This is a genomic window from Alistipes dispar, from assembly GCF_006542685.1.
GTDB lineage: Bacteria > Bacteroidota > Bacteroidia > Bacteroidales > Rikenellaceae > Alistipes > Alistipes dispar.
The window spans coordinates 2,590,485-2,603,863 of record NZ_AP019736.1; the positions used below are offsets into that span (position 1 = coordinate 2,590,485).

Annotated in this window: 9 protein-coding genes; 6 read left to right on the forward strand and 3 right to left on the reverse strand. The window is 58.2% G+C overall.

Translation table 11 applies throughout. From position 1 onward, the window contains the following. Positions 1-21: 21 nt before the first annotated feature. Genes FME97_RS10870 through FME97_RS10895 form a run of 6 tightly spaced genes read left to right on the forward strand, consistent with a single transcriptional unit; the run spans position 22 to position 8,831 of the window. Positions 22-1,107 carry a FimB/Mfa2 family fimbrial subunit gene (locus FME97_RS10870; RefSeq protein WP_232522878.1) on the forward strand — a complete coding sequence of 362 codons (1,086 nt, stop codon included), beginning with the start codon at positions 22-24 and terminating at the stop codon, positions 1,105-1,107. Positions 1,108-1,128: 21 nt separating this feature from the next. Next, positions 1,129-2,862 (forward strand): hypothetical protein, encoded by a 1,734-nt coding sequence (locus FME97_RS10875; protein ID WP_141429651.1) that lies wholly within the window; start codon positions 1,129-1,131, stop codon positions 2,860-2,862. 14 nt (positions 2,863-2,876) lie between these two features. Further along, positions 2,877-4,046 (forward strand): hypothetical protein, encoded by a 1,170-nt coding sequence (locus FME97_RS10880; protein ID WP_141429652.1) that lies wholly within the window; start codon positions 2,877-2,879, stop codon positions 4,044-4,046. A 22-nt stretch (positions 4,047-4,068) separates the two neighbouring features. Continuing rightward, on the forward strand, positions 4,069-6,564 hold the full coding sequence (locus FME97_RS10885; protein WP_162502078.1) for a fimbrillin family protein: 2,496 nt from the start codon (positions 4,069-4,071) through the stop codon (positions 6,562-6,564). Positions 6,565-6,587: 23 nt separating this feature from the next. Beyond that, complete coding sequence (locus FME97_RS10890; protein WP_162502079.1) at positions 6,588-7,706, forward strand: BF2992 family fimbrillin-A clan protein; 1,119 nt, start codon at positions 6,588-6,590, stop codon at positions 7,704-7,706. Between the two features lie 12 nt (positions 7,707-7,718). After that, positions 7,719-8,831, forward strand: a complete 1,113-nt coding sequence (locus FME97_RS10895; protein ID WP_141429655.1) for a hypothetical protein — start codon at positions 7,719-7,721, stop codon at positions 8,829-8,831. A 175-nt stretch (positions 8,832-9,006) separates the two neighbouring features. Here FME97_RS10895 and FME97_RS10900 read toward each other — a convergent pair whose 3' ends face one another. The 3 genes from FME97_RS10900 to FME97_RS10910 are packed head-to-tail and all read right to left on the reverse strand — an operon-like array spanning position 9,007 to position 13,360. Next, positions 9,007-10,806, reverse strand: coding sequence for a DUF4302 domain-containing protein (locus FME97_RS10900; RefSeq protein ID WP_141429656.1), 1,800 nt, complete (start codon positions 10,804-10,806; stop codon positions 9,007-9,009). Positions 10,807-10,837: 31 nt separating this feature from the next. Then, complete coding sequence (locus FME97_RS10905) at positions 10,838-11,728, reverse strand: zinc-binding metallopeptidase (protein WP_141429657.1); 891 nt, start codon at positions 11,726-11,728, stop codon at positions 10,838-10,840. Positions 11,729-11,758: 30 nt separating this feature from the next. Beyond that, positions 11,759-13,360 (reverse strand): RagB/SusD family nutrient uptake outer membrane protein, encoded by a 1,602-nt coding sequence (locus FME97_RS10910; RefSeq protein ID WP_141429658.1) that lies wholly within the window; start codon positions 13,358-13,360, stop codon positions 11,759-11,761. Between the last annotated feature and the right edge of the window lie 19 nt (positions 13,361-13,379).

Here is a 13,379-nt window from a genome sequence, read left to right on the forward strand (position 1 = left end):
ATATGAAAAACAGACGAAACCATGAAGACAGGTCAAGCCATCCGACGCGGAATGCGGTCATACGGCAGGTCGCTGCTGAGCGGCAGTCTGCTCGTGTGCTGCATGTCGTGCACCGACTGGATTTACGAGGATCGTAGCGGATGCGACCGCGGCGTGTATCTGAATTTCCGTTACGACTACAATCTTCAGCGTGCCGATATGTTCTCCGATCACGTGGGCGGCGTTACGGTCTATGTCTTCGACGCCGACGGCGACTTCGTGACCTCCCGGAGCGAGGCGAACACCGCCGGTTCCGCACCGCTCCGGGCGAAGGACTACCGTATGCATCTCGATCTCCCTGCGGGCGAGTACCGCTTCGTGGCGCTGGCCATGCAGAAGGAGGTGGCGGAGACGCAGCGGGGGCCCGGGGCGAAGTTCCGGATTGCCGGACCCGACGGAGGGAAGATGGAGGGGCTGAGCGTCACGCTCGACCATGCTCCCGACGGCCGCGTGGAACACGGAGGGCTGCCGCTCGATACGCTCTGGCACGCCATGAGTCCGCGCAGCGTCGTGACGTCCGATCTGTACGCCGTCAGCGAAACGCTGTCGCTCGTGCGCGACACGAAGCATATCGACGTCGTACTGCGGGAGATAGACGACCCGGCGGGCGTGGACGTGGCGGACTACGACTTCCGCATCACGGACCGCAACCTGCGTCTGCGCTACGACAACAGCGTGGACGAGAGCGGGCCGGCAGTCTATACGCCCTACGTCGCGTGGAACACCGAGGACCGTACCGGGCGCGAAGCTGCGGAGGGCGTCGGCCGCATGGCGCATGTCGGTTTCATGACCTCGCGCATCCTCTACCACGACCGCGCCGAAGAGGATGCCGTGCTGACGGTGACGCATCGGGAAACCGGCCGGGAGGTGATCCGTGTCAATCTCGCGGACATGCTCGCCCGACTGCGCAGCGCCGACGAACTGCATGCCTGCTCCGAACAGGAGTTCCTCGACCGGGGCTATGACTATCGCATGACGTTTTTCCTGAAAGGCGATACGTGGGAAGCGGTGGATCTGGAGATCAGCGTGCTGAACTGGAGCAGGCGGATACAGAACGTGATACTTTGACGGTCGAAAGGAAATTAGCGTATGAAAGAGGTAAAATCGCGGATATGCTGCTGGCTGTTGTGTTGTCTGGCGGCCGGATGTGCGGACCGGTCCGCATCGCCGGCCGACGACGCTCCGCGGAACCCGGCTGCGTGCGGGGTCTCCCTGAGCCTTGCGTTCTCCGTGGACGGCAGCGGTCCGGATGCGTCCGGAACCGGCGAGGCGCCCGGATTCGACTCCGAAAACGCCATCCGCAATCTTTATGTGTTCACCGAGGTCTCCGGTCGGAGAACCGCCTATCCTTTCCGGCACGTGCTTCTGGACGAGGACGGGACGACCGGCCGGAAAACGGCGGTGCTGGAGTTGCCCGTCGATGTGCGGGAGGTCGGGGAGATGTTCCTGTACTTGGGCGCCAATCTCGACGACCGGCAGGCCGAGGCTTTCTGCGACGGCAATAAAGCCTATACGCTCGACGGAACCGAAACGCCTTACAACTACAATGTCGTGGAGTCGTTCGCTCCGGGAGTGGCGACGGACGGGGGCGCATCGTCTCTCCGCACGGATATCGCCATGTTCTGCACGCAGGGGCAGAAGGCCCGGCCCGTCGTGGGCGAAGACGGGGAGCGGGTCGTCGTCGAAGCTGAGTTCGAGCTCAGGCGGCTGGTGGCCAAGGTGCTGGTCACGTGCAGGGAGGATGACGGGCATTCGGGCTATGCGCCGTTGAAGGAGGGCGGAAGCCTTGCGACGAACGGAGGGTGGATAAGGCTGGAGGATGTCTATTTTCTGGTCAATTCGCTCAACAAGTCTTCTTTCATCATGGAAAAGGAGGACGAAGATCCGAACAACGACCTGACGTTCTACCTGGACGAGAAGGGCGGATACGACGGCAGCAAGACGTCGAAGGATTTCGTTTATGCCGCACCCGGCCTGCAGTATGAGGTGATCGGCTTTTTCAAACGGGCGCCCAAGTACGAGGAAAACCGGCTCCCGGACGAAAACCGGTGCGGCGGCTATCGTCCGGAGGAGGCGCTCTACTGTCCCGAGAACCTTTTCGGGGCGGTCGCCGACGAAGGGAAGAAAAAGGTGCTTGAGGAATACGAATACGTGTGGCCGATGATTACCCATGTCTCCGTGGCGGCCAAATACACTCCGGGCAGGCTGTGGATCGAGAAGGAGCTGGTCGCACATGTCCTCCGGCGGATCGACGCAGGAGCGGTGGCCGACGAGCACGGTCTGAAAGCGGCGCTGGAGAAGTGGAGCGAACAAGCGGAGGCGGCCGGGGATCCCGTGATGGAGGTGGAGTGCTCCGACGAATATGTTTCGCAGACCCTCCTGACAGAGTCGCTGAAAAAGGAAAACTATTACAGCGAAGGTACTTATGACCCCGATGGCGGCGGTTTCCCCCGGCATACTTACTTTTATTACGACAACCGGAAGGACGATACGCGGGAAGACCGGTACTATACCTACGGCGCCGTCATCCGGATGCTGGGCGATTCGTTCGACGCAGAGGAACCCGAAAAGCTGGGCAACTACCTTCCCTATACGCAAGGTTGGGGATACTATTACACCTATATCGACGGGGCCGGCGGCGATCCGGCCGGCGGCGCGACCCCCTACTCCCGCGGGGTGGTCCGGCGGAATACCTACTATATTTTGATCGTCAATTCGTTCAGCCATCCGGGCTCTTCGATCCACGACGGCGGGTATATCGACGTGCATACGCTCGTCGAGGAGTGGAAAGAGGGAGGATCCGGGGAGATCGAGTTGCAATGACGGAGCGAAATCCTATGAAACGGAAATTATACCATCTTGTCCTGGCTGTCGTCGCGCTGTCGTCCTGCGGGGACGATAGCGCGGAGCCGCCGCACGGGGAGACCGCCCGGACGATAGAGCTCAACGCGCGTACGGAGGGGCGGAACGGTTCGGCGGGAAGCGGCGTGGAAGCGGCCGGGAACGTCGCGCGTTTGCTGTTTTGGACCGAAGCGACGTTTCACAACCTTTGGATGAAAGAGAGTACGGCGGACGCCCGACCGGACGCCGAAGCCGTATTGCCCGAAGCCATCGACAACTACAATTACGACGGCGGGCGCGTCTTCTCCACAGGTGTCCGGTATCTGGGGGCCAACGCCCCTTACCATGTCACGGGCTACGCTCCCGGCTACGCCCTGGCCCCGGTCGCGGAGGGTAATTATGCCAAGCTGAAGGTGGAGGAGAGCCGGCGGGACGGAAAAACCGATTTCCTCTCGTGCGACGGCAATGCGGAGCATATGGGATGGACCGGCAATCCGTTCACGCGGAAGGAGCACGAGCTGAAATTCCGCCATCTCACCGCCTGCATCTCGTTCGAGGCCCGGCGCAGCGCGCGGATGCTGAACAAGGTGGCCGTGAACAATGTGGTGGTTACGGTGGCCGAATCGAACGAATTGGAAATCCCGACCGCTTTCGAACGGTACGTGCAGCGGGGGACGGAGGAGAAGGATGATCGGAGCACCTACCGCATATCGGAGGCCGGGCCGCAGTCGGGCGGCATAGAATTGTCCTCGCCGGACGAAAACTACATCCGGCAGGACGAGCGGAAGGAGATCGGCGCGTGTTACGTGGTGCACGGGCTGGAAAAGGTGGAAAACCGGTTTGTCTATGATCCGTTCGAGGAATTGGCGGAAACGTCCGCAGAGAAGTCGCTGACGATCAACGTCGCGGCCGATTACTCGCTGATCGTCGTGAACGAAGCGGGCGAGCTGGAATATCAGTTTCTGCGGCGGGCCGAGTGGACGGACCGGACGGTTTCAATAGCGACGAAAACCGGCGGGATGTTCTATCCCGGCTACCGTTACGAGGTACTCATCACGTTCGACAGCGATGAACTGCTGCTGGAAGGCAGGAATATCGACTGGGAAGACGGAGGCGAACACTATCTGCCGGTATATCCCCCCGGGACCGGCGACGAACAACGATAACGGACCGAATAAAAGCGACATTATGGAAAAGAGATACCGATCGGCCGTTCCATGCGCATTGGCCCTGTGCCTGGCGGCGGCCGCATGCCGGGAGGACCCGGCGGCGGACTTCGGACCCGGCGGCGGTGCGCTCCGGCTGGATGCGCGGAAAGAGGAGACCGTCACACGGGCTGCGGGCGAAGGCCGTATGTTCGATGCGGGCGTCCGGTTCCGCATCTGGGCCTGCCGGAGTGGCACGACGGACTCCGCGGAAGGTTTCCCCGCGGGGGGCGTTCCCGGAAAGGAGTCCCTGCTGAGAGGCGGCTTGCACTATATCTCTCTGGGCGAAGAGTACAACGGGAAGCTGCACGGACCGAAGGATTTCTACGGCCTGACCGATAACGTGCGGGCGGAGGACGGCGACGGTTTCCTGCCGCCCGACGAGGGTGACGCTTCCTATCGTATCGAGTTGGACGAGCAGTCCGTCTGCGGGTATCCAGACTATCTGCGGGCCGAGTTGCCGTATAACGGAGAAGCGCTTCCGGGCAACATGCTGACGTTGAATTTCCGTCATATCATGTCGAAAGTGATTTTCAAGGCGGTGCAGCAGAGCGATGAGGAGATCGCCGGGGAGAATCGGCTGAAGGTGATTTCCGTCTCCCTTCGGAAAAAAGACGATGAAGCGGGTATTCCCCTGAACGGAACATACGATGTGCTGACCGGTGAGTTTTCCGTATCGGAGCGGGGACCGCGGCTCGTCGGGCCGGAGAAGCCCGTAACGGTTCCGGTCCGCACTCCGGGGCAGTCCGACGCGGAGGCCGTCCAGGTGGGCGGACCCGTTCTGATCTTCCCCTCCGGCGCGGAGCGTGCCGACGGCATCCCGCAATACGTGACTGACATAACTTTCGATGACCCTGACGGAATATTCGGAACGGTCGGCGAGACGACCCTTTCGATTCCGGTCTGCGACAGTTGGAACGCCGGGAACCCCGAAGCTCCGTTGGAATTTCTGCCGAACTATCGGTATATGCTGGTCTTCAATTTTCTGCGCGACCGCGACAAGCGCGTGGTAACCCTCGTGCCGCAGGTATTCGACTGGCTGGAAGGCGAAGGGACGGTCGATACGCCCGGTTATCAGGAGCAGGATCTGGGGCAGCCCGTGACGTTCAACGGCGTCATGTGGGCCGACCGCAATCTGGGAGCGACCAGCGCCCATCCGACACGCAGTTACGAAGACTGGCTCAAAAGCGTGGGGTATTTCTACCAGTACGGGCGGAACATTCCCTATTTCCCGATGCCTCCCGCCAAGAAGAACGATCAGAAGGGGAGGTGGATTTATGAAGATCTGTCGGATATCGGGATTTTGAAGGAATCGCTGGTCAGCGGAGGGGAACTCACGGGAAAAAATCCGCTCTTCCCGGTGGTCGATCCCGCTTCGTGGAATCTCGGAAGCGGAACGTACTATTACCAACCGGCTCAGACGACGGCCAATGACGAATGTATCTGGAATCTGGGCGATGCGGGTGGAGGCCATACGTTTAGTTTCAGCTACGATGGGGCGTATTCTCTCGGAAAACTGGAGAGGAAAAGCAACGGGGGAGAGACGCCCCGCACATGGGCCGACCAGAGCGAAACTCCGTGTCCTCCCGGATGGCGGCTGCCCGCGGAGGAAGACTTCAGAGGCATTCTTCCGGGATCGGCCTATTCGGGGAACATCACGTTCAGAGTATATACGAACCTGAATAATGCCGGATCGTGGGAAGCGACGATCGACAATAAATCGCTTGAGGAACCGGATTTCGAGAAGGCTTTCAGCGAAGAGAATCTAAAAGAGATAAAGGTGCTGGAAAAGTCCGGATTGTACGATAAAAACGAGCCGGCATACAGCGGACGATTCCCTTATATTTACCGGAAAGAGATGGAGGATTTCGGCGGAACGAATACCGAAACGTGCGAATATATCCTGAGTATGGGAGACGATGATCGGGTCCGCGTCAAGGACCGGTCCGGAGAGTTGCGAAACAACGATAAGGAACATATATACAACTGGGGCGTGGTGTACGGCATCAAACGACAGGGCACGACCAGGGCCTATCGCATGAAATGGGAAATCGAACTGGTTACGGCCGATCCGAATCCCGAAAAGAAAGACGGCGTAGTCGTCTATAATGAGCCGTTTCGGGGCGTACTGGTCATTTCGCGCTATCGGACGAGTCCGAAGGACAAATTCACACCCGACGCCGACGGGGATTACGGCGAAAGTTTGAGGTCGTTCGACTGGGACCATCCCGCCGAAGTGCTTTACCTGCCCGTCGGCGGTATCGTCAATAATTGGACGGGCGGGAATATTGCCAATGTGGGTACGGAAACCTGGTATGCGACCAATGAAACGGCGGAAGACAATAGGAAGAAAATCATGTGGTTCAAATTCGCAGGGTCGCAAACCGCCAGCCAGAGCATCATCCTTTCGGACAAATCCCCGCTGGGCGATGCCGTGCAGGTCCGTTGCGTGCGCGATCTGAATGCAGATAAACGATGACGACGATGAGGAACGAACAGCGTATGAAAACCGCGCTTTATGCTCTTCTGCTGGCTGCGGCCCCGCTCCCGGGGTGCTCGTCCGGGGAGGAGAGCGCCGCTCCGGTTCCCGTGGGAAAGGTCGAGGTGCGTCCCGTGTTGCCGGGGCTTCTCGGTTCGGTGTCCGAAAACGGCCCGTCGGTGCGGACGGCTGCCGCCCGCACCGACGGACAGGAGGATATCTTCTTCGGAAAGGATGCGGAGCCCCTGCCCAACGGCAGCACCCTTTGGCTCCATGTGAAAGAACAGGGAGCCGGAGGGGCGGAGGAGGAGTACACGAAGTCGTATGTCGTGCGCGATCTGGACGGAACGCGGCAGGCGCTCTATCCCTGCCGGGTGGAATACGACGAGGAGGGCAACGTCTCGCAGGTGACGGAGACGGGCGTTCCGCTCTACCTGACGATCGGCAAGACCTACGAATTCCGGGCCATGTCGCCTGCCAAACGTCTGGTGGAAACGGACGACGGGCATCAGGCCGTCAGCGTGAACCACAAGGAGTATCTGATGGCGACCGACGACCGTTATCCGAGTTCGGCGAAAACGGTCGTCCGCCTCGACGGGGACGACGGCGCGGTTCACTATGTGAAACTGAAGCCGTTGGCGCACCAGATCTCCCGGCTTGAATTCACCATTCGCAAGGAGAAGAACGACCCTGCCGTCTTTTCGCTGGATGTCATGCCGCAGGGGGTGGAGGTGTCGGGCGTACAGAAGTATTACCGGATCGAGAACGAGAAACTCGGTTGGAACTGGTGCTGGACGAAGTCCCCGCAGGTGTATCTGGAAGCCAAAACGGGCGATGCCGACGAACGTTTCACCATTCGCCGCAGCGCGGCCTATGCCGACAGCTTCATCACGAACAAGAATGCTACGGAGCTGTATATCAAGTGCCCCATTCTGCCGACCGATGCGTATTCCGGGGCGGTCGTCGTGCTGTTCAACCTGTCGGTGAACGGCATTCCCACCCAATATGAAATGATGCTGAATCAGAAAGTATTCGAAGCGGCCTACACCTACCATTACGTAGGAACGGTGAAGATGGAGAACGGCGTCTCCACCATCACCTGGCAGTATGTGAGCTGGAACGAAGAGTTACCCATCCTGTAAAAACGACCCGTCATGAAACGGATATGCCTTTTCGCGTTCTTTGCGCTCGTCGCCTTGTGCGGAGCGTGTACGCAAAACGATCCCGTACCGGCCGATCCCGGAGCCGTCAGCCCGGTTTGCGCCGCTTACAGAATCAGTGCCCGGGTTCTGCCGATGGCGGGCGGGGAAGCCGCTCCCGGTTCGAGGGCCCTGCTGCCGATGACGCCCGAGGAGGAGAACATGATACGCACGATCGCCGTACTCCAATTCGATTCCGAGGACAACCTCGTGCTTGTCGCCGACGGGGAGCGTCCCGGAAGCGAATCCTATTACTATTTCAGAAACCTGACCGAGGACGAGGACACGCCCAACGGGACCCCGTCGCCCGAACTGGACAACGTGCGGTTGCAGTCCGGCGACGGGCAGAGGACGACGATCTGCCTGATAGCCAACATGACCGAAGTCCAGATCGCGGAACTGATCCTGAAGGACGACGGGCGGACCCGGGTGCAGTTGTCCGATTTCCGCCGGAAAACGGTGGATATCGGGAATATTCTGACCGAGGAGGACGGAGCGGGCGACAGGAACGAGAATATCGGGCATGTAAAACAGATCTACATGTTCGGGTATTACGAAGGGGTGTTGCCCGGCACCGAAAGCGGATTGTCCATCTACCTGGGACGTATCATCGCACGTATCGAGGTGAATTTCACGATCGACGATCCCGAAGACCTGAAAAAGAAATTCTACATCGGACTGGCCAACATGGAAACGAAGGCCTATGTCTTCCCGGGAGCGCAGTCGCCCAATGCCGAGGATGCCTGGTTGGATATGAAGCCGACCGAGCGGAGCGAGGAGATCAGGACCGGGGCCTGCCAATTCTACTTTTATGCCGCTCCGCATTCGACCGATGTTTCCGACAAGGCCACCCGGTTGCAGATATGGTACGTGGATGAAGGAACCGTCCCTTCGGACGACAATGTTTCCGCCACCGTCCTGTTATGCAATAATCCGGATACGAAGCCGGAAGATGCCATGGAAGGGGACTATTATCTGAACCGGAACAGCATCTATCATGTCAATATCCATTTGAGCGAAAAGCGGGACGGTACGCCTGTCGTGCGCTCCGGTTGCCGGCGACGGTAAGATCATGCGCCGGGACAAGGTCGGCAGGGCGTGGCCCGGCCGGGCCGGATCGGCCGGACCGTTTCATCGGTGGCCTGTTTCACGGCCGGGCATCTCATGCACGAACGAACTGCCCGGCCTCGATCGAAAAAGAGCCGTTCAGATATTCTGAACGGCTCTTTCGAACGACGGAAACCTATTCGGCCCGAACGGCTGCGGCTTTGTTTCCGGTAGAGAGTCTTTGAACGGCAGCCGGTGCGGATTGTGAGGTCTGGGTTCCCAGTACGCCGTATTCCGTCGATGTGCGGACCATCGTATAGGGACCTGCGAAGAAATCCTTGTATACGTACGGGCTCATCGCCTGGATGTAATAGTTGCTGCCGTTGCGGACATCCCAATAGTCGAGCGACGTGATCGTGCAGGATCCGCCTCCGGACAGACCGTAATTGTATCCGTAGATGGCGCCTTTCCCGTCCTCGGACGAAGATGCCTGAAGAGCCTCTCCGTATCCGAGCGATATGAGACCGCCGTACCCGGAGCCACCTTGGGTATAGACAAATCTCGGGAAGAGCGTGAGCTGGCCGCCGGTACTCAACGTCCCGCATATCTGATGGTGGATGTCGAACGTGCCGTCGGCCTTGAACTTCGCTTCGCATTCGTAGTCGTTCTTCAGGTAGGTGTATCCCCATCCGCGGATCAGGTACGTACTGTTGATCTCGCGCGGACGGATTTCGATGATGAAATCGTAGGACGTACCCGATACTTCGGACGACGCCGAGGTCACGGTCCATGTCCCGATCCATTGCCTGTAGGCATCCTGCATGTCTGCCGGCAGTGCGGAGGTCGTTTTCTCCGCGCTGAAGACCTTCGTGGTGTAATTCAGCGTCGAGGGGTCGATTCCCAGGCCCACCACGACATACTCCGTTTCATCGTACAGGTCGGAAAGAGTCCCTGTCATGTCGCCCTTCTTCAGTTCGTTCGCGGAAGCGATCGTCTCGCAGATACTTTTCCGGAGTTGCGTGTCCGACATGCCTTCGATTTCGCTCTTCCTGAACGCCCGGACGATGTACGGGTCGTCCGGATCCGTCGCGGTAATTTCGTATTTCAGCGAATTGTAGGTCGTTTCCGTAATGTTTACGGTCAGTTGGTTGTCCGAGTATTTCGGAGTGATCCGGACGTTTTTCTCGGCATTTTCCAGGTACTCTCCGCTGAACGACAACTCTTCCACGGTCACGCCGTCGATGGTCAGAGGTTCGTAGAATTTCGCACCGGATTTCGTCCAGATGAAGGGCGCGGACAGGACCTCTGCCGATTCGGTTTCGGTGGCCTCCTTGAGCGTAATCCGGAATACGCGCGAGGTAAAATTATTCAGAGCCGATTGGAATTCCAGCGGATAGGTCGCATCCCCTACGATGCAGCTCGTATAGCCCAGCAGCATTTCCGTTTCCGCATCTACATAGGCTTGCAGTTCATCGGCCCAGTTCACGCCCTCATCGAGCGGATACATGCGGATGTAATTGCCGGATTTGCGTCCTTTGAGTTTTACGCATTCGGGAGTGGCCTCCATAACGATGAAGTCGGAATCCCCCTCCAGACCGCCGTTCGCCGTGCCGATTCCCTGATTGGCCCCGGTCCCGGCATCCGAATAGAAATGAATGATCTCGTTGTAGGTGTTGAACGTGAGCATCGGCCCGTTGTCCGGCTCTACGGAGTAGTAGGACTCGTCCGTCTGCGCGGGATCGAAATTCTCGCTGGCGGCGGTCACCTTGCCGTCGGAAGAGAATTTCAGGAACATCGTATAACCTCCGTAGATGCGCGATTTCTCCGGATAGAGCTCCACGCGCCACCCGTTGACGGCGCCCTGAAGAACGTTCTCGGCCTGTTCGATGGCTTCGTTCATGCGTTCCGTCGCGGATTTCGGGAATTTATCCTCCTCGTTCAGAAGACAGGAGCTCAGTACGAGGGGCAGCCCCAGCAATATCAATAATCGTTTCATAGGTTTCACATTTTTTTAATACGGAACAGAATCAGATATCCAGGTCGAGTGTCGGCACGTCCTGCTGACGTCGCAGGACGATCTCGCGCAGCTTCTCCAGGTCGATACCCCAGTCATTCTCATAGTATTTATAGACGATGTCGAATTTCTGCTCGATCATCGAGCGTCTCGCGCCTGCCGTCCGCAGTTTCGTTTCCCAGGCTTCGGGCGTGTTGGTGACGTAGATCGAGGCGAGCTCCACGAACTCCTCTCCGTCGGAAGTCGAGGCGTAACGGCTGATGAACCCGTCCTGCAGAGCGCTGGTCTCGGTGGGATATACCTCCCAGCAGGAATTGCCGACATAGCGGATACCTCCGTCCGACTTGCCGACGATCTGTTCGAAATCGGACGTGTAAGGCTTTTTCTGATTGAGGATATGCCCGAACTCGTGATGTATCGTTTTGAAGTAGGAGGAGTTGAGAGCATCGACATTGCGCGGATCCAGCGTATTGAGGTTGTAGAGGGTGATTTTCGTACCGCCCTCGGCCGTACCCAGTACGATGGAGCCGTTGTTGTTGTAGGCCGGGCTGCCCACGAAGAAGAGGTCTTTCGGGAAGTTGGCCCGGATGAAGTCCCGGCTGCCGGTGATTTCGTCGTAGGCTTGCAGACAAAGATAGGAAACCAACTGCGCCATTTCGATCGAGCGTTCGTAACGCGCCGGAACCAGATTGTAGGTCATATCGGATTCCATGTCCTCGTAACGGTACATGACCCGGATATTATACGGTTCGATGAAGTTCTCGAGGAGCCACTCGTCGAAAGGCGTTTCGATCTCATAGCCGATACCCGTGATTACGCTCTTGTCGTCGAGTCCGTCCTCCGAACACGCCGTGTTCGAAAGTGCGAATACCAGTGCGGACAGTGCAAATATCGTTCTTTTCATAATATGCATTTTTTAATCTCAAATGGCGGATTACCTCGGATTGGCGGGCAGACCGCTCGTGATTACGTCGTTCGGTAGCTGGATGGCCCGACGGTTGTCCCGCACTGCGAGCTTGTCGGTCACGGCGCTGACATGTCCGTCGGTGGAATCGAGCGTGCGACGATAAATTTCGATGCCGAAACGCTTGATGTCGAACCAGCGCAGACCGCAATGCAGCGTTTCGTAGCGACGCAGCATCAGCAGCGTATGGACCATGGCCTCCTGGGTTTCGTCGAGATCGAACGCAGGGTGCAGCTCCTTTTTCGGCGTAGGACCTTTCTTGTTCATATCCGACTGGTTCTGATCGGTTTCCGGCCGGTAATATTCGGTGCCGGCGGCCCACGCCGTCACGGTCTCTTCCGTCAGCGGCGTGTACGACTTGCAGGCGTTCGACAGGAAGAGGTTCATGTCCTTCAGCGCGTTCGGATAATCTTTCTGCATGATGTAGGCTTCGGCCCGTGTCAGCAGCGTCTCGTCGCCCGTGAAGAGCGTGTAGACGGTGTGGATATAACCGGTTCCTGCGACGGGATCGGTATATTCGAACAGATACGGCGTATGGGGCAGCAGGGTCTTGTCCAGACCGCTGTTATATACCAGCGGCCGCACCTTCCATTCGTAGGGCGCGAAGGGCGTATTCGTGCAGGAGATGCTCTCGGTCTGGCCGATCAGCCATCCGTGGTTGTAACGGCGTCCCGAGGAGTATCCGCCGAAATAGGTCCCCGAAGAGGAGTAAGCCGTCGCCAGCAGGTAGTTGCACGGCAGGTCCGTACTGATATAGTAGGTGGCAGCCGTATTCTGGGTGGACCCGTTGTTCATCGGATATTCCAACAGCGCCTCGTAATCGCGGAGCTGGGATTCGGGGGCGTTGGTCAGCGCTTCCGAGGCATATTCCGCGGCTTTGTCCCATTTCTGATAATACAGGAAGAACCGTGCGGCGAAGGAATAAGCCGCTTTCCGGTTGAAGTGGTACTTGGGAACCGAATAGATCGCGTCGTCGATAAGCGGCAGTCCTTCCTCGATATCCTTTTCGATTTTGGCGTACACTTCGGCTACCGTACCGCGTTCGTATTTCGGGTCGAGTTCGGTTTCGGCCTTCTCCATGTAAGGGATTCCCATGTCGTCCGGATAGTTGGGATCGTACTGCTGGCAGAAAATGTTCACCAGCACGAAGTGGGCGTATGCCCGGCAGATCAACGCTTCGCCCTTGGCCGCGCGCAACTTGTCGGTCATTTCCATTTTCCCGAGAGCGTCCAGCACCTGATTGGCATTCGCAATGGCCAGATACTGCGAACTCCACGTCCTGATAAGCGATTCGTTGTTGGATTCCACGGGCGGATTCCAGGAAAAACTCTCTTCGTAGAAACGACTCCAATCGCCGTAGGTTCCGCCGTGGTCATCGACATTGTCCGAAGCCAGTTCCAATACGAACCACGGCTGGTTGCTGGCATAGGCCGAGACCAGCATGTCGATGGCCTTTTCCTCCGAATCGACCGTCGTGCGGTTGTCCGGGTTCTCGTCGAGGAAGTCATTGCAGGAAGAAAAGCCTGCGGCAAGAGCTCCGGCGAACAGAATATATGCAATGTAGTTTTTCATATCGTTTTCGTTTTTTTGA

What these genes read in the sequence shown, in the direction of transcription:
- FME97_RS10890 (WP_162502079.1), top strand. Translation starts at nt 6,588, where the DNA reads ATGAAAACCGCGCTTTATGCTCTTCTGCTGGCTGCGGCCCCGCTCCCG.
- FME97_RS10870 (WP_232522878.1), top strand. Translation starts at nt 22, where the DNA reads ATGAAGACAGGTCAAGCCATCCGACGCGGAATGCGGTCATACGGCAGG.
- FME97_RS10880 (WP_141429652.1), top strand. Translation starts at nt 2,877, where the DNA reads ATGAAACGGAAATTATACCATCTTGTCCTGGCTGTCGTCGCGCTGTCG.
- FME97_RS10885 (WP_162502078.1), top strand. Translation starts at nt 4,069, where the DNA reads ATGGAAAAGAGATACCGATCGGCCGTTCCATGCGCATTGGCCCTGTGC.
- FME97_RS10905 (WP_141429657.1), bottom strand. Translation starts at nt 11,728, where the DNA reads ATGAAAAGAACGATATTTGCACTGTCCGCACTGGTATTCGCACTTTCG.
- FME97_RS10900 (WP_141429656.1), bottom strand. Translation starts at nt 10,806, where the DNA reads ATGAAACGATTATTGATATTGCTGGGGCTGCCCCTCGTACTGAGCTCC.
- FME97_RS10910 (WP_141429658.1), bottom strand. Translation starts at nt 13,360, where the DNA reads ATGAAAAACTACATTGCATATATTCTGTTCGCCGGAGCTCTTGCCGCA.
- FME97_RS10875 (WP_141429651.1), top strand. Translation starts at nt 1,129, where the DNA reads ATGAAAGAGGTAAAATCGCGGATATGCTGCTGGCTGTTGTGTTGTCTG.
- FME97_RS10895 (WP_141429655.1), top strand. Translation starts at nt 7,719, where the DNA reads ATGAAACGGATATGCCTTTTCGCGTTCTTTGCGCTCGTCGCCTTGTGC.